The sequence below is a fragment of the Micromonospora sp. NPDC000668 genome (assembly GCF_042897975.1).
Taxonomy (GTDB): Bacteria; Actinomycetota; Actinomycetes; order Mycobacteriales; family Micromonosporaceae; genus Micromonospora.
This window is the reverse complement of the sequence record NZ_JBIAYP010000011.1, coordinates 1-16,337: the sequence shown is the minus strand read 5'-3', so window position 1 is coordinate 16,337 and position 16,337 is coordinate 1. Positions and strand designations below refer to the sequence as shown.

The 16,337-nt window shown below is 71.8% G+C and carries 10 protein-coding genes and 1 pseudogene; 3 read left to right on the top strand and 8 right to left on the bottom strand.

Annotation, left to right across the window (positions count from 1 at the left end; translation table 11 throughout):
* Positions 1–134: 134 nt before the first annotated feature.
* Positions 135–1,175, bottom strand: coding sequence for a DUF3068 domain-containing protein (locus ACFY29_RS34790; RefSeq protein ID WP_386993010.1), 1,041 nt, complete (start codon positions 1,173–1,175; stop codon positions 135–137).
* Between the two features lie 152 nt (positions 1,176–1,327).
* On the opposite strand from ACFY29_RS34790, the gene ACFY29_RS34785 reads away from it, so the two are divergent.
* On the top strand, positions 1,328–2,800 hold the full coding sequence (locus ACFY29_RS34785) for an acyltransferase family protein (protein ID WP_386993012.1): 1,473 nt from the start codon (positions 1,328–1,330) through the stop codon (positions 2,798–2,800).
* A 2,043-nt stretch (positions 2,801–4,843) separates the two neighbouring features.
* Here ACFY29_RS34785 and ACFY29_RS34780 read toward each other — a convergent pair.
* The 5 genes and pseudogenes from ACFY29_RS34780 to ACFY29_RS34760 all read right to left on the bottom strand — a co-directional run.
* Positions 4,844–6,850, bottom strand: a pseudogene (locus ACFY29_RS34780) (alpha-(1->3)-arabinofuranosyltransferase family protein); the annotation flags it as partial.
* A 59-nt stretch (positions 6,851–6,909) separates the two neighbouring features.
* Positions 6,910–8,358: a glycosyltransferase family 4 protein gene (locus ACFY29_RS34775; protein ID WP_386993009.1), complete on the bottom strand. Its 1,449-nt coding sequence runs from the start codon at positions 8,356–8,358 to the stop codon at positions 6,910–6,912.
* Positions 8,355–9,164, bottom strand: coding sequence for a glycosyltransferase (locus ACFY29_RS34770; RefSeq protein WP_386993006.1), 810 nt, complete (start codon positions 9,162–9,164; stop codon positions 8,355–8,357). The genes ACFY29_RS34775 and ACFY29_RS34770 overlap by 4 nt, the downstream gene beginning before the upstream one ends.
* A gap of 30 nt (positions 9,165–9,194) precedes the next feature.
* Positions 9,195–9,356 (bottom strand): hypothetical protein, encoded by a 162-nt coding sequence (locus ACFY29_RS34765; RefSeq protein ID WP_328421444.1) that lies wholly within the window; start codon positions 9,354–9,356, stop codon positions 9,195–9,197.
* A complete protein-coding gene (locus ACFY29_RS34760; protein ID WP_386993003.1) occupies positions 9,353–11,095 on the bottom strand; it encodes a hypothetical protein in 1,743 nt (580 codons plus the stop codon). The genes ACFY29_RS34765 and ACFY29_RS34760 overlap by 4 nt, the downstream gene beginning before the upstream one ends.
* A 212-nt stretch (positions 11,096–11,307) precedes the next feature.
* Here ACFY29_RS34760 and ACFY29_RS34755 point away from each other — a divergent pair, with 212 nt between their 5' ends.
* On the top strand, positions 11,308–12,579 hold the full coding sequence (locus ACFY29_RS34755; RefSeq protein WP_386993001.1) for a polysaccharide biosynthesis protein: 1,272 nt from the start codon (positions 11,308–11,310) through the stop codon (positions 12,577–12,579).
* Here the strand turns inward: ACFY29_RS34755 and nudC are convergent.
* A complete protein-coding gene (gene nudC, locus ACFY29_RS34750) occupies positions 12,476–13,405 on the bottom strand; it encodes an NAD(+) diphosphatase (RefSeq protein WP_386992999.1) in 930 nt (309 codons plus the stop codon). The two genes, ACFY29_RS34755 and nudC, sit on opposite strands and share 104 nt — an antisense overlap.
* A gap of 182 nt (positions 13,406–13,587) precedes the next feature.
* Between nudC and ACFY29_RS34745 the strand changes: the two genes are divergently transcribed.
* Positions 13,588–15,405 (top strand): VanW family protein, encoded by a 1,818-nt coding sequence (locus ACFY29_RS34745; protein WP_386992997.1) that lies wholly within the window; start codon positions 13,588–13,590, stop codon positions 15,403–15,405.
* Here ACFY29_RS34745 and ACFY29_RS34740 read toward each other — a convergent pair.
* The gene (locus ACFY29_RS34740; RefSeq protein ID WP_386992995.1) at positions 15,378–16,040 is read right to left on the bottom strand and encodes a DUF4328 domain-containing protein; all 663 of its coding nucleotides are present in this window, start codon (positions 16,038–16,040) and stop codon (positions 15,378–15,380) included. The two genes, ACFY29_RS34745 and ACFY29_RS34740, sit on opposite strands and share 28 nt — an antisense overlap.
* Positions 16,041–16,337: the final 297 nt, after the last annotated feature.

Here is a 16,337-nt window from a genome sequence, read left to right as displayed (position 1 = left end):
GGGGGGCCGGCCCCGGCCGGGGGGGGGGGGCGCGCCGCCCCGCCCCCCCCCCCCCCCCGCCCCCCGCCCCCCCCCCCCCGGCGGCCCCCCCCCCGCCCCCCCCCCCCGGCCCCGGTCAGGTCGGTGCGGTGGTGTTACGGCTCGCTGCGCTCCACAGCGTGGCGCCCGCCAGCCGGCACCGTGGGCTCCTCGACCGGCTCCGAGGACGCCTGCGACGGCAGGTCGGTCGTCGGTCGGTCGTCGGTCGCCGCCGGTGCCGCGTCGGGCCCGCGGCGAGTCGCGCGGATGACGATGAACAGACCGAGCAGCACCAGGGCGAGGCCGAGGAGACCAAGCAGGATCGGCACCACCGTGGTCAGCAGGTTGATCTGATCACGCGCGTCCTTGGCAGCCTTGGCCTGCTGCTTCTGGGTGTCCTCGGTGAAGGCGAGGTCAGCGTCGATGATCTTGATCTTGTCCGCGCCAGCCCCGTCGCGGAGGGTCTGCAGCTGCTTCTCCTGGCCCTTGACGATCACGCCACTGTCGGGTTCCACCCACAGCGTGCGGGTATTGGCGTAGAAGCGGCCCGCGCTCACCGTGGGCTCCGTCGATCCGAGCAGGTTGCCCGGGACCTGGATCTCGCTGATCTGGACCGGCTCGACCGTCATCTCGAACTTGTAGACGGTCAACCCCTGCAGCTTCTCAGTGCTCACGTACTTGGCGGGGTACGCCTTCCGAGCGGTGTTGTCGAAGTACTGGTAGGTCTTCTTCTCGGTGCCGAACGGGAAGGTGTAGGTCAGGCCCTCGTGCTTGAAGGGCGCGCCGTTGATGTCCTCGGCACAGCAGGCGACCGCCTCCGCGGTCCGCCGGTCGAGGGCAACCCGGTCCGTACTGACCGTGATCTCCTTGCCGGCGTCGTCGATCACTCGGACGCCGACGTTGAAGACCGCCCGGTCGGCGTTGCCGTCCTCGACATCGCCTCGTACGGCGCGGTGGGCGGTCAGGTTGGCGCCGCTCCGCTCCGACAGGGTGCTGAAGTCAAGGACAGTCGCGTTCCGAGCCTCCGAAACCGTTACCGAACTCTGGTCAAGGGGCACCTTGACGAGAGCGGGCGCGACGATCAGCGGCGTCGCCACGGCCCCGACGATCAGGAACGCGCCTGCCGCCACCAAGATGGCACCCGACGTAGGTCGCATGTAACTCCTCCCCTTGTAAAGACTCGACTAGTCGGCTGACAGTACATGACGAGGCCGATTTCGGATATGGTCCGATGCGGCCTCCCGAGGCGCGCTGACCCCGGTGAGACGCAGCCGTCCGGCTGCTACATCAAATGGGATGTTGAGGAACTGTGAGCCGAGCTGTCAGACCGGACCCGATCAGCGGACAGGCGGGCCTGTCCGCGCCTAATATCCGCCGTTCGGATGGTTGGTTGCCCGCATTGGAAGGGCTCCGAGCCGTGGCGGTGCTCGCGGTGGTTGTCCACCACGTCTCCTTTCTCAGTGGGCTGACCAACTCGTTCGCCCGCCTCGGAGGTCTGCTGGCCAGGCTGGATGTGGGGGTGGCACTCTTCTTCGCGCTGTCCGGCTTCCTCCTCTACCGACCATTCGCACTCGCCGCCATTCATTCGCAGTCACACCCGCCAGTTCGGAGATACCTCTGGCATCGTGCGTTGCGCATTTTGCCCGGGTACTGGGCAATGGCGGTTGTCGCACTGACCTGGCTCAACATCGATTACCTCAAGTCACTCTGGGACTGGGCAATCCCCCTCCTGTTGGCACAGATTTATCAGCCATTGCGACTGCCGGTCGGGATGGAGCAGACCTGGAGCCTGGCTACGGAGGCGACTTTCTACCTGGCGCTGCCGGTGATAGCGGTGCTCGGCCGCCGGATGGGCGGTCGTACCCCGCTCGGACGAGCCCGACGCCACCTGGCACTCGGTGCTGTACTCGTCTTTGTCGGCCTCACCTGGAATGCGTACGCGCACGGTCCCGACTCGCCACTACCGGGACTCGCGGTGCTCTGGCTGCCCGCCTTTCTGGACTGGTTCGGCATCGGCATCATGCTGGCCGTGCTCGCCTCGTGGCCCTCCAGCACGATTTCGTCCCCGTTCCTCCCGGGCCTGGGCGGAAGCCGGCCCGGGCGGGGCGACGAGGACCTGTGGTCTGCCACGCCACGCGGGCTGCGCGTCTTCACGTTCGCCCCCGGGACGTCGTGGCTCATCGCCGGCGCGCTGCTCTGGATCGCCAGCACCCCGATCGCCGGCCCTCGCGGGGTCGAGCCCGCCAAGCCGATCGAGTCGATCACCGAACATCTGGTGTTCCTGCTCGTCGCCTGGTTCGTGATCGCCCCCCTCGTCGGCCCGGGGTCGGGCGGGGTACCGCGCGCGCTCCTCGGCCGTCCGGTGATCAGATTCCTCGGCCGGATCTCCTACGGCATCTTCCTGTGGCACCTCCTCGCGCTCGAGGTCTGCTTCCGCCTGCTCGGATTCACCCGGATGCACAGTTCGTTCTGGGTGCTCCTCGTGCTCACCCTGGCCCTCACCATCCCGGTCGCGACGGCCAGCTACTTCCTCATCGAGCGGCCGACGCAACGAGTGCGGCGGTTCATGGAGAGACGGGGCGCCGAACGTGGGCCCAGGGTCGTGCCCGGGTCCCGGGTCGGGTCGCCGGCGCAGGTGCCAGCGCTGCAGGCCGCGACGGCGGGCCCGGCCGAACACCCGGCCCTCCCGAGGCGACTCGTACTTCCCACGGACCCGCCGGAAACGCAGCAGCAGAGCGGCGATCGCGACGAGGAGCAGGCCGGTCGGGATCGCGACGAGTAGATCGGCGACCCGTTCCGAGCTGACCCGCGGCAGCCACCACCGCTGCGTCCCGTAGGCCGCGAGACCAAGGGCGGCGGGCACCCAGATCCACTCGGGCCTGGGCATCCGACGCCGGTGCAGTGCCACGACCACGACGGCGCAACCGAGACCGACCAGGCCACCGAGCAGCGCCGGAACACCGATCGCGAGTACCGGCGCGGTCGGCATCGAAGCCGGAACCACCGGGTACGACGGTCGATGCCGGCGCGCGGGGAGCAGGGCGGCGATGACCAACAGCAGCAGTAGACCTCCGGCGATGCGCAGGATGAGGCCGTACTGCTCTCCGGGCGTGAAGACGAGCTCGACGCGGCCGGCGGCCCCGGCCGGCACGAACCAGGCCTGTTTCCACCCGTCGATGCGGGTCGGCACGAGCCGGACACCGTCGAGGGTGGCCCGCCAGCCGGGGTTGGCGTTCTCTGGGACAACCAGATAGCTGCCCCCGCCCGCCCCGACCTCGACCGACCGGCGCTGGTCATCCCAGTCGAGCACCATCAAGCTGCGGTGGGACGGCTCGGCGTCCGCTCCGGCGACGGCGGGTCGGTCCGCTGGCTCGCCGGTCATGATCACGCTGTCGACGAAGAACCGGTCCGGCGGGGCGGAAACCTCGTTCGGGCCGGCTCGCAGCGGGACCCGGTCGTCGTCCGTCTTCGGCTTGGCCTTGGCCCCTGGCTTCGGGTCGAGGGTGCACGCGCGGTACCGCAGCGGCCGCAGATCCCGCAGATCCCGCAGGGTGCCCGACACCGTCGTCGCCACCGACGTTCCGTTGATCAGGATCGTCGGCCCCGCACCGCAGGGCAGCGTCACCGTACGGTCGAGGTCGCGCGGCTGGTTGATCTCGGGCGCGCCCTCCACATCCACACCACTGAGGCCGACGGGGAGTGGCTGCGGCTCGAACAGCGCCGTCGACCGGCTGACCCGCGAGACCGTCGAGGTCACGGCCACGAAGAGGCTGCGGGTACGCAGAGCCGGGAAGCGGGCGACGCCGTCCAGGTCGACCGTCACCTCCCGAATACCGTCGTCGCCGGTGATCCGGACCGTCTTCGGGGGTGCCGCCACGAGGCTCGCCGCGAACCGCAGCCGCACCCAGCTCACCTTCCGGGCCTTGTCCCAGTGCAGTTCCACCGACGGCTGCGGGTCGTCCGGATCCGCCCACCATGCCGTGCCGTCGTCCCCATCTCCGAGTGACCTCGACGAGGCGACCGGGTCGGCGAACCACGAACTCGACGTGGTGAAGGTCTGTCCGCCCATCAGTTCGTCGTACACGGCCAGCGCGGTGGCCGGCGTGGCGCGAGCCAGGCCGGTGAGACGAGGCGTGGAGGCGGCTGGCAGGTCGAAATGGCGGGGCACCAGCCCGGTCTCCTCGCCCAGGCGAATCAGGTCGGTGGCGCAGAGGTAGTGGTCACCTGCGGCGGTGCAGGCCGACCGGTCCCCGGCCTTGCGGGCGAGCGCGATGACCTCCGGCGCGGCGGCGGCATCGGACAGCGCCGGCAGCTGCAGGTGACGTTCGGGGCTCACCCCGGGGACGCGCAGCTCCCGGATACCCGCTCGACGCCCCGGAACGTCCTGGCCCGCCACACCGTCGATCGTCACGCGGAGCCAGGTGGTGCGGCCCGAGGGCAGCGTCAACCGCAGCGGCGCCCGGCCGGCGCCGACCACCAGGTGCACGTACGACCCGCCGGCGGTGCTGACCTCGACCCGCGTCACCGGCGCACCGACGATCTCGTCGTCGACCACCTGCAGTTCCACCGACCCGGCTTGGATCTTGTCCTTGAACCGGACCTCCACCCACTGGCCCACGGGTTTGCGCGCACCATCTGTCAACCACGACGTACCGCTGTTGCCGTCCACGGCCGCGAACGGCGCGGCGGAGGGATCGCGCAACCCGGCCGGCCCCGCGATGTCGGCCGCGCTGGAGGAGGCCAGTACGTCGGTCACACCGGCGTAGCCCGACGAGGTGACCGACGAACTCCACGCAGGGTCAACAATGTCGTGGACCGCGCGCGTCAGCCGAGGTTGCTCCTCGGGGGTCAACGTCCGCGAGGTGTTGCCACGGACGAGTCCGAAGTCGACCTCCCGGTTGCGGAGGCTGTCGGCGAGCACCGTGCCCGCGCCGGTCCCGGCGGGGGCGTCGCCGTCGAGGATCACCGGCCGGTTGCCGAGGACACCGGCGTCGCTGAGGTCCAGCAGCGTCTCCGGCGCGCCGACCAGGTCGAGCGGCTGTGCCGCGTCAGCCAGCGTGGCCCGGGGTGTCGGCCGGTCCACCTGGTAGATCTCCACCGCCGGGTACGGCTCGTGCAGCCCGTAGTCCCACGCCCCACCGAGATCCGGCTTCACCCCGCTGCTCGGGCCGAACGCGGCGACCCTGAACAACCCGGGGGCGCTGTTCAGGGTCCGGTGCACGAGAACTGGCCAGGCGATGCCGCCAACGGGCTGACGAAGATCGTTACGAACGAGCAGGTGCCGCACGCCGAGCCGACCGAGCACATCCGCCAACCCCGGAGATGCGGTGCCGGAGGCGAGCCGCTCGTCGATCGCGGAGAGCAGCCGGGCGTTTCCCGCCGATCCGGCGGGCACCAGTGAACGCACCGCCCAGGGCGAATCCAGCAAGGGCTGGACCGGCTCGTCCAACGAGCGCCCCCAGCCGTACTCGGCGAAGTTGGACCCGGGCACCAGCAGCGTCGTGCCCGGCTCGGCGTGCTGGTCGAGCCATCCGGCCGCCTGCCGCCAGTGCTCGGGCACCGCCCAGAAACCACCGCCCGCCGCGAGCCCCGCACTCCCCGCGCCGGTGGTGACCGCAAGGAGCGCGAGGGCGGTGACACCCAGCGCCACCCGCCGCGGTGCCATGTTGGTGGGCCGCGTGAACCGGCGGATGACGGCGATCCGGCCGACGGTATCCAGCATGTGCGCGGTGGCCAGGGCCAGCGGCAGGCGGAGCACCACATCGAACTTGTGCAGGTTGCGGAGCGCGGCGAGCGGGCCGTCGAGGGCCTCCCGCACCGTCGACGCGAAGGCCGCTCCCCCGTCCGACAGGTTTCCGGCGGTCAGGGTCAACAGCCCGACCAGGGACCCGATGAGCAGGAACCGCCGCTCCGGCAGATCCCGACGGGCCAGGCCGGCCAGGCCGATGCAGGCGATCAGACCGGTGAGCAGGACCATCCAGGGCACCGTGACCAGCGCCCATCCCGAGCGCCACCAGGGCACTCCGTCGACGGCCAGGTACCCCACCCAGTGGGTGGAGCCGCGGACGGCTGACGGGAGTGAGGTCACGCTCGTCGTCACCGCCGCGCTCTCGGTGTACGGCAGGAACGGGAACCCGTACCGCTGCAGGAGCACCAACGGCACCAGCCACCAGAAGGTGGCCGCGGCCAGTGCGACCGACCACCAGGCCAGCAGGCGGATCCGCCGCCAGCCCGGCGCACGTGTCACCACGAAGAGAAAAGCCGGCAGTATGGCGCACGCGGCGGCGGCCCCGTTCGCTCCGCCCATACAGACGACCGCCAGTCCGCTGAGCGCGGCCGCTCGCCGCAGCGAGCCGCCCGCGGCTCCCTTGACCAGCGGCAGCAGCACCCATGGCGCGACGCAGTACGGCAGCAGCTCCAGCGAGACCGTGCCAACGAGGGACAGCGCCCGGGGCGAGAGGGCAAAAACCGCGCCCGCCACCAGGCGGGACGCCGGACCACCCAGGTCGAGGGCGCGAGCCAGGCGCACCACACCGGTGAGGGCCACGCAGAGCAGGGCCGCCATCCAGAGCCGCTGGACGAGCCACGCCGGGAGGCCGATCGCTTCGCCGAGGAGGAAGAACGGCCCCATGGGGAAGAAGTAGCCGGCCGCCTGGTTCTGGAGCGTGCCGAACTGCCAGTCCGCGGTCCAGAGATGGGTTGCCCGGGCCAGGAACCCGCCCGGGTCCAGGGCCATGTCCAGCTTCGTGTCGGGCACGATGAGCCCGGGCTCCTGGGTGACGCAGAGACCGATCAGCGCAAGGCAGACCAACAGCTCACGCAGGCGCCACACCGCCAGGGACACCGTGGCGGACGGTATGCCGGGGGCGCGACGAGCGGTCGACCAGGCGGTCAGCACTGCCGTACCGGAACTCCGGTGAGCAGTTCGTCCTGGCCGGCGTCCCGCTCGCTGATGTCGTCATCTCCGATGCCCGCCCCGACCAGCACCCGCCGAACCGCCGCCGGGTCTGCTCCCGGCACCAGGATCCAGAGACCGCGCTGGTCGATCGCGACGTGTCGCGTCTGCGGCAGGAGGGGGGCCACCCGGGCGAGGAGCCTCTCCGGCTGATCCGTCCGGACCACGAGACAGGCGTTCCCCGCCGTCCACGGCACCGCACGCGGCGTCAGCAGATCCCCGAGGACTGCGCGGACACGCTGGCCGGTGTCGGCCCAGCGGAACGCGCCACTCCACTGTCGGCACTCGGCCGCCATCCGGTCGGCCTCCGCCGGCACCGCGAGGCAGTTCAGCGCCCGGTCGAGGCCCGCGGCCAGATTGCTCGCCGGGTCCTCGCCCTCGCTCACCAGCCACCCGGTCCGGCCCGGTCGCACGGCGTCGCGAAGCCCGTCCACGTCGAAGGCGACCGTGGGCAGCCCGGCGGCGGCGGCCTCCACCACCACGAGACCCCAGCCCTCTCCCCACGAGCCGGCGACGTGCAACCACGCGGTGCCGAGCAGCGCGTCCCGCTCGGCGGAGGGCAGGTGGCCGTGGACCGTGACCACGTCGGTCAGCCCTCGCTCGTCGACCTGCCGGCGGATCGTCGCCACGTCCGGTCCACCACCGACGACGTCCAGGCGCAGGTCGGGCCGCTGCGCCCGCAACTGATCGACGGCGTCGAGCACCAGGTCCACCCGCTTGTGCCGGGTCACCCGGCCGACGCAGACGAGACGAGGTTGCGCGTCGCGAGCCCCACCTCCGGCTGGCGGGGACGACGCGTCGGCCCCGTTGGGCACCACGACCACCGGGCCGGCCCAGCGGAGCCGGTCCCGCACGGCCACGGCCGTGGAGGGCGAGACCGCGAGCGTGACCCCACGGCGGTAGACCCGGCGGGCGACGGGACCCTCCAGCCACGCCCCGAAGCGACCGATGATCGGGCCGAAGTACAGCCGGAACTGGCGGTCGTGCACATGGTGGATCACGCAGACCACCGGCACGTCCGCCGGGAGGACCGCCGGGCTGAAGAACGGGATGCCGTTCTGACAGTCCACGACCGCGTCGAACTGACGCCGACGCCGCGCCAACCAGCCCAGCACCCGGGGGTAGATGCTCCACCGGCCACCGACCCGGATGATCCGGATGCCGTCGCGGACCTCGTCGGCACGCTGACCGTCCGGACGCGCGGTCACGAAGGTGACCTCCGCTCCGGCGGTCACCAGGTCGCGGGCGACCTGCCAGGCGTAGACCTCGGCACCCCCGGCGTCCGGATGCCAGGGGTCCTTCCAGTTGAGCACCGCGACCCGGCGGCCCGCGACCGCGGTGTCCGTGGCGGGTGCCGCAGCGGTCCGGGCGGATCCGACACTCACGGCCGCAATCCAACGGTGGCTGCGCCACCGGTCACGTCCGGGGTGACCGGAATAGCGACGGCCGGCAGCGGCACCACGGGGGCGACATCAGCGCTACGGAGCCGCCACCGGATCTTCGCGACGTCCACGAAGCTCTGCCAGCCGTGACGGACCGGAGAGAAGCGTGAGCCGGGCACGTCCACCCAGTTGACCGGGATCTCCACCAACCGGGCTCCGGCCCGCTCGGCGCGCCCCAGCACCTCCACGTCGAATGCGAACCCACCGCAGCGCAGAGGCGCGAACGCCCGCCGTGCGACGTCGCCGCGGAAGAACTTGAACCCGCACTGCGTCTCACCCACGCTGCGCACCACCTGCCGAACCGCACCCCGGAACGCCACCGCACCCCACCGCCGGAGCAGGCTGTGCCGCTCCTCGACCACCGAATCGGGATGTGCCCGCGAACCGACCACCGCGTCGGCACCCTCGACCAGGAGACTGAGCACCTGTCCGAGGTTGTCCGGCGCGGTGGCCAGGTCCGCGTCGCAGAAACCGACGTAGCGCGAGTCGCTCGCCAGCACACCGGTACGCACCGCGAAACCCTTGCCGGGTTCGCCGCACCAGAGCAGCCGGACGGGAACCGGGCCGGACGGCGCACCCGACACCACCTCGCCGGTCCCGTCGGTGCTGGCGTTGTCCACCACGGTGACCCGACAGGGCACACCGAGGTCGGCCAGCGCCGCCCGGAGCAGGATCAGGGTGTCGGGCAGCCGGAGCGCCTCGTTGAAGGCGGGCACCACGACATCGAGTACGACCGCATCTGACGACACGTCAGGAGGAAGGACCTCCATGAAAGGCCGTCAACGCTCGCCGTACACGATGATGGGCTGCTCCACGTTGGCAGGCTTGGTGTTGCTGTTGACGATGGTGGACGTCCCGATCGAGACGGCCAGGATTCCCAGCACGGCACCCACCGCCGCGGCGACGACCGCGGTCAGGAGGGGATTGAAGGATGCCTTCATTGACGATCCCTTCGACAAAAGTGACCGCACAGTAACATGCATCGCTGCCGTGCCGCGGGGGGCAAAAGGGTGATCAACAGGGTGGCCCCGAGTACCGAATAACCCAGGACGGGAACAATGCCGATACTTCCGGCCGAGACGGAAGAACCGTTACCAGACAGGCGCAACAGTGTGAACGCCCCGTCCCGCCGGACCAGCTCGGCGTCCGCGAAGCGGCCCTGGACCTCGGCACCGCCGGGTTGATCGGTCTGAATGAGCACGTACCGCACGCCGAGCCGACGCAGGGCCGGTCCCGGATCACCGGGCACCGCCAGCGCCGCCGCCACCCGGTCGGCCTCGCGGCTCTCTCCACGAATCCGGTCCCGGCCGACCAGCACGTCCTGGTCTCCGACCACGGGTCGACGGAACGCCCGTGGCGCCGGATCGAGCATGGGCACATTGCCCGCCCACGGGTAGGCACGGAACGACGACCAGGGCAGGGAGACCAGGCTGCCGCCGCCCGGGTCCCCGTTCACCACCGCGCGCACCGCCGACCACTCGGCGGGGTACCGCACCGTGTCGAGCTGACCGGCGAGGCCCCAGGCCAGGCCGGGCAGGAGCAGGACCGGAGCGACCATCACCAGCGGGGCCAACGCGCGGGCGCTCGTTGCCGCCAGCGACTCCACCAGCATTCCGAGACCCACCGCCTGCACCAACGCCAACGGCGCGAGCAGCCGGGTGCCGTCCCGGACGGCCCCCGCCAGGGGAATGTGCTCGACCAGGGCGACCATCGACTGTGCGCCCACCGGCCAGGCCGGGAGCACGGCGATCACGGTGCCGAGGACGGCGCCGGCGAGCAGACCCCACCAGGCGGCCGGCGGCCAGCGGCGACGGGTCAGCACGAACCCCCAGACCGCCGCCGCGGCGAGCACCAGTGCGAGCAGGGCGACCGGCCACTGGTCCCGTCCGACCGGAACAGCATGCCGGCTCCAGATGCCACCGAGCGTGGCGACACTACCGAGCACGCCGAGTGGTGTGTCCGCACGGACGGCGAAGGCGCCGACACCCCGCTCGTCGAGGTCGACCGCGCCACCCCGGTTCGCCAGCGCCAACAGCCAGGGAGCGGTGAGGCCGGCCAGCGTCGCGACGCCCGCGACCATCGCCCGCCACTGCCGGGCCAGGGCCAATGCCGGACCGCAGGCGAGCACCGCCGCCAACACCATCGCCGGACCACCCAGCACCACCGTGAGCGCACCGGCGACGGCGGAGCGCCGACCCGGGCCGATGCCGTCGGTCGGGCGCCGCAGCACCCCGAGCACCCAGGCGTACGCCCAGGGCAACGCGGCGTACCCGGCGATGACCGCCCACTGCCCGAGGTGCAGCCGCCCGTACACCCAGGGGTTCCAGACGTACGCGAGGCCGGCCGCGATCCGCGCCACCGGGTGGCTGACCGGAGCCAGCCGGGCGGCACCCACCGCAGCCAGCGCGAGGCAGCCGGCCAGGAGCGCCTTCTCCGCGATGTCGGCGGGGATCAGCTGGGACAGGCCGACCGCGAGCAGTTCGCTGGGTACCGCACGGGGCAACTCGGAGCCGCTGCCCCAGACCATCGCGCCGAACGGCGGGTCCGGCACGAACACCAGGTCGTAACGGAGGACGTAGCCACGACGGAGAACCGGCCCCAGGATGGCGAGGACCACGCCGAGGCCGAGCACCACCTCCGGCCACCAGCGACGGAGTACGACGGCAGCCCGCAGCAGCACCGGACCGAGCTCCGGTAACGGTCGGCGCACACGGACCCCCACAAACCTGGACGTGAAGCGGGCCCGACGTCGCGCCCGGGGCTCCGGACAGCACTCTAGGCACAGGGAGAGGGCGGGCGGTAGCTTGCCTGACGACGCCGATGAGCGACCCGCGGCGACTGCGCAAGGCTCGGGGCGACAGCTGTGCCCCGGCGGAACCGACATGAGGCGCGATGACAGAGACGACGGCCGGACCCGGCGCGGGCCGCCTGGGAGCGGCGGGCGCCGCGGTGGCGGGCGCCGCGATGGTGACGAACGGACTGGCCTACCTGCTCCCGATGCTCGGTGCCCGGCACCTGGCGGTCGAGGAGCTGAGCGTGCTGGCCACGGTGCTGGCTCTCGTCGCGATCGCCGGCGTTGCGGGCGTGGGCCTGCAGATGGCGGTCGCCGTGCACCGCGCCCGCCATCCCGGCGCACCGACCAACCGGGTCGCCCTCATCACCACGGCCTTTGCCGGGGGCGCGGTCGTCGTGGCCGCGCCGCTGATGATGACCGCCCTCCGACTGCCTCTGTCGGTCGTGGCTCTGGTTGCCGCCACGACCGTCGCGGTCGTCCTGGCCGGCCGCTGGCTCGGCGAGTTACAAGGCGAGCAACGCTTTCTCCGCCTCGCGTGGGCGATGGGGGTGGTCGCCCTCGGGCGTTACGCCGGCATGATCGTCGCGCTCGTCCTCGGGGCCGATGTCGTCGACACCCTCGTGGCCGGCATGGTGACGTCGTACCTCGTGCTGCCCGGGTTGGCCTGGATCGCTCGCCCCGCCCGACGGGGGGCCACCGGCGGGGAGAGTGCCGCCGTGCGACTCCGACAGGTGACGAGCGCCGGCACGGCCGCGCTGGCGATGCTCGCGGTGTCGTACGCCGACCTGATCTTCGCCCGACAGCTGTTGTCACCTGCGGACTCTGGGGCGTACGCCGTCGGGACCGTGCTCACCAAGGGTGCGCTCTGGGCGCCCCAGGTGATCGTGGTGTTGGCCCTGCCCCGCCTGGCCATCGGGGAAAGCCGGGTCCGCACCGTCCTGCTCGCGATCGTCGGCGCCTGCGGTGCCGTGCTCGTCGCCGCCTCGGCCCTGGCCGGCGGCTTCGCGTTCCGGCTGGTGGGTGGCGAGGACTACGCGTCGCTGGGCGAGTACGCCCCGTTCTTCGCCGCCACGGGCGCGCTCTACGCGCTGGTCTTCGCGGTCGTCAACGCGAAGATCGCGGCGGGCGCGCGGTGGCCCTCCGCGCCGCTCTGGGTGGCCGCGGGTGTCCTGGCCGTCCTGACGATGTTCGTCGCGCCGCGCACCTTCCAGGGAATCATGTGGTGCGCTCTCGCCACCGCTGCGGCGACCGCGCTGGTGATGGTCCTCAGCCTGCCGAAAGCCACTCGCCGAGCAGTTGATGATCGATCGAGTCCACCCGACCGAGCGGACGACCCGCGGCGGCCCGCTCCCGCAGCTCCGCCCGGGTGAACCAGCGCGCCTCCAGCAGCTCCACACCGTCGACGCGTACCTCCTCGGACCCGGCGGTGGCCCGGAAGCCCACCATCAGCCCGGCCGGGAAGGGCCACGCCTGCGACCCCTGGTACGCCAGGTCGGTCACGGTGATCCCGGCCTCCTCGGCCATCTCCCGCCGGACCGCATCCTCCAGGCTTTCGCCCACCTCGACGAAGCCGGCGAGCGTCGAGTACGCGTCCTCGCGCGCGCCCTCGTGCCGCGCCAGCAGGCAGCGCTCCGGTACACCTGGTTGGTCGGGCGCCACCACCAGCACGATGATCGCCGGTTCGATCCGGGGGAACAGGGGTCGCCCGCACTCCCCGCCGGTGCAGGTCCGGACATGCCCGCCGCCGCCGGAGACGGCCGGCGCACCGCACGTGCCGCAGTACCGCTGCTGCCGGTGCCAGTGCAACAACCCCCGCGCGTACGCCTGGATCGCGGCGGCGTCCGGGGCGAGCCGCCCGACCAGGGCCCGTACGTCGACGGCCCGCGTCGCACCGGCCATCTCGACGGCGGACTGCTCGGTGAGCGCGGAGAGGTCCACGGCGAACACGGCGGTGGAGTCCTCGTCGAGCCCCAGGAGAACGGTCTCACCGGCGGCGGACCGGACGAGAGATGCCCGTTCCGCGGTCAGCCGGACCGGGCCGTCCCCGTCGACGAGACAGCGGTCCCGCCAGAGAGGCAGCACCACGCTGGTCGGATCGGTGAGCAGTGCGTTCAGCCGGGTCGGATCGGTCCGCAGCGCCCCTGCCCGGTCCAGCCAACCGCCGCCGTACGCCAACACCCGCTCCGCAGTGTCCACCGGGCCACCGTGCCACGTCGGCGACCCCGCGCTGCCACCGCCCCCGACCCCGCACGACACGCCGACACGACACGCGGTAGCTGCGCGGGTGGGCGCAGGCGACGAGGGCGGCCCGGCATTCGTTACCGTAGGTGTCCTCCGGGAGGGTGGACCTCCCGCAGCACCTGGCGATAGAGGTTGCAGTGACGCTGTACGGCGAAAAAAGTCCACCCGCCGACGACCGGCCCACCGTGCAGGTCACCGCGGTCACCTGGCCGGACGACGGACCGGGGTCGGTCACGGTGCCCACCGGCGAGCCGGAGGGCGGCCGACGCCGCCCGCGCCGGGTTCGGATGCTGCTCGCCGCCGGCGTCACCGGCAGCGTGCTCGCCGCCGTGGCGGGTGCCGGCGCCTGGGCGTACGCCGGAGACGTACCCCGGGGCACGAGCGTGCTGGGCGCCGAGCTGGGCGGCCGGAGCCGCTCCGACGCCCACCGGGAGCTGCGGGCGGAGCTGGACCGGCGGGCGGCGGCACTCGCCGCGCCACTGCGGGTCACCGTCGGGCAGCGCACCGCCGAGATCAACCCTGCCGACGTGGGGCTCGGCGTCGACGTTCCGGCCACCGTCGCGGCAGCAGCCGAGGCCGACGCGCACCCGGTCAGTCGACTGGTCGGCTCCCGCAGCGTCGACCCGGTGGTCACCGTCGACGTGGACCGGCTGGACGCCGCTCTCCGTAAGGCGCTCGGCGACGAGGCCCGCGGGATGACCATGCCGGCGATCACCTATCAGGGCACCACGCCCAAGGTGGTCCAGCCCAAGCCAGGGCTGGCGCTCGACCCGCAGCGCTCCGCCGACGCGGTCCGCGCCGGCTGGCTGGCCGGCAACCCGGTCACCGTGCCGCTGGTGGAGAGCCATCCGGCGACCACCGCCGAGGAGTTGGACCGACTGGTCGCCGAGCTGGCGAAACCGGCGGTCGCCGCACCGGTCACCCTGCGCACCAACAAGGGCTCGGTGACGGTCCCGCCCGCAGCCATCGCGAAGAGCCTGCGGTTCACCGCCGACAAGGCCGGCCTGCTGACTCCGACGGTGGACGTCAAGCGGCTGCGCACGGCGCTCGGTGACGACCTGGCCGCCATCGAGGTGCCGCCGAAGGACGCGACGATGACCATTGCCGGTGGCCGTCCCAAGGTCACCGACGGGCAGCCCGGACAGCAGCTGGACACCGCCACCCTCGGCCGTGACCTGCTGGCTGTGCTGCCGAAGTCGGACGGCCGCGAGGTGACCGGCGAGCTGAAGCCGACGCCGCCCGAGCTGACCGCGGAGAAGCTGGCCGGGCTGGGCATCAAGGAACGGGTGTCGACCTTCACAACCCGGTTCACCGGGGGCATGGCCTCGTCGCGCAGCCAGAACATCGCCACGATCGCCAGGGACGTGGACGGCACCGTCGTGCTCCCGGGTAAGACGTTCTCGCTGAACGGCCACACGGGTGAGCGTGGCTACGCGCAGGGCTACCGGGACGCACCAGTGATCCTGGACGGCAAGCTGGTGCCGGGCGTCGGCGGCGGGACCTCACAGTTCACCACCACGCTCTTCAACGCCACGTACTACGCGGGCCTTGAGGACGTCGAGCACAAGCCGCACTCGTACTGGTTCGACCGGTACCCGGCGGTCATCGAGTCGACCATCTTCTGGCCGGACCTGGACTTCAAGTTCCGCAACAACACCCAGTACGGCCTGCTCATCGACACCTCCTACACGTCGAGCACGATCACGGTGTCGATCTGGAGCACGAAGATCTACGACAGCGTCAAGACGGAGTACGGGCCGCGTCGCAACATCACCACCCCGAAGCTGATCCACCTCGAACCCGGCCCGACGTGCATCCCGGCCAATGGCATCAACGGCTTCACCCAGGACGCCTTCCGGGTCATCAAGAAGGACGGCGTGGTCGTCAAGCGGGAGAAGTTCAGCTGGCGCTACGACGCGGAGCCCCGCTACGTCTGCGGCCCGAAGCCGTCCTGAGCCTCGCTGATCCGCCGCGCTACCCGGATGCTGAGGACCGCCGTGACCACGACCATCACCGTGCCGGCGGTCCACAGCGGGTAGGCCGCCGTACGGGTGTCCAGAGCCGTCTCGTGAAGCCTGCCGCCGTGTGAGGTGACCACGGCGTACAGGCGGCTGAGTAGGTAGAGGAACACCGTCCCGAGAACGCTCACCCACCACCTGCCCACCGGAGCCAGCCGTGCGGCGGGGCCGCTGGCGCGCCGCACGTCCCGCACGACCAGGTACGGGATCATCAGGTTCGCCACCGGAACGAACCACCCGCCGACCACCCACCCGGGCGCCCACGTCAGTGCGCCACCCAGGCGTCCGGCGGTGCGCCGCGCCTGGTGCAGCCAGGCGACGAAGGCGGCGGCCGCGACGAGCGCACCGAGCATCCACAACCGGTCGGCCGCCACGGTCACGGCGTCGCGCGGCATCAGCTCACTGACGATCACGTACGCCAGCCAGGCGGGCAGCACGTCGACGTTGCCGTGGGTCACCACCTCGATCCGGTTCTCGTAGTGCCCCACCGCGAGGACCGTGCGGAGCACGTCGAGGACGGCCCACAGGATCAGCGCGGCCACCACCAGCCTGGCCGCGACGGATCGCCGCACCGTTGCCGTTGACGGCGCCTTCCGGGGTTGTCGATCGCTGGTCGTCCGTTCCACAGGCGCCGGTCCTTCCCGAAGGTCACCAGCGAGTATGGACGCCCGCGACGCCATCGGGGCCCCGCAACGTTCGCGCTCCGCGGACCAGCGTTTCCGGGTACGGATATGCGTCAGGGCCACCCCCAGTGGGGGTGGCCCTGACGCATAGAAACGCAGGAAGGGCCACCCTGTACGGGTGACCCTTCCTGGAATGATTGTCCGGCGGTGTCCTACTCTCCCACACCCTCACGAGTGCAGTACCAT

Bases quoted from the DNA above. Each gene is read 5' to 3' on its own strand.
- ACFY29_RS34755 (WP_386993001.1), top strand. From the start codon at position 11,308: ATGACAGAGACGACGGCCGGACCCGGCGCGGGCCGCCTGGGAGCGGCG.
- ACFY29_RS34765 (WP_328421444.1), bottom strand. From the start codon at position 9,356: ATGAAGGCATCCTTCAATCCCCTCCTGACCGCGGTCGTCGCCGCGGCG.
- ACFY29_RS34790 (WP_386993010.1), bottom strand. From the start codon at position 1,175: ATGCGACCTACGTCGGGTGCCATCTTGGTGGCGGCAGGCGCGTTCCTG.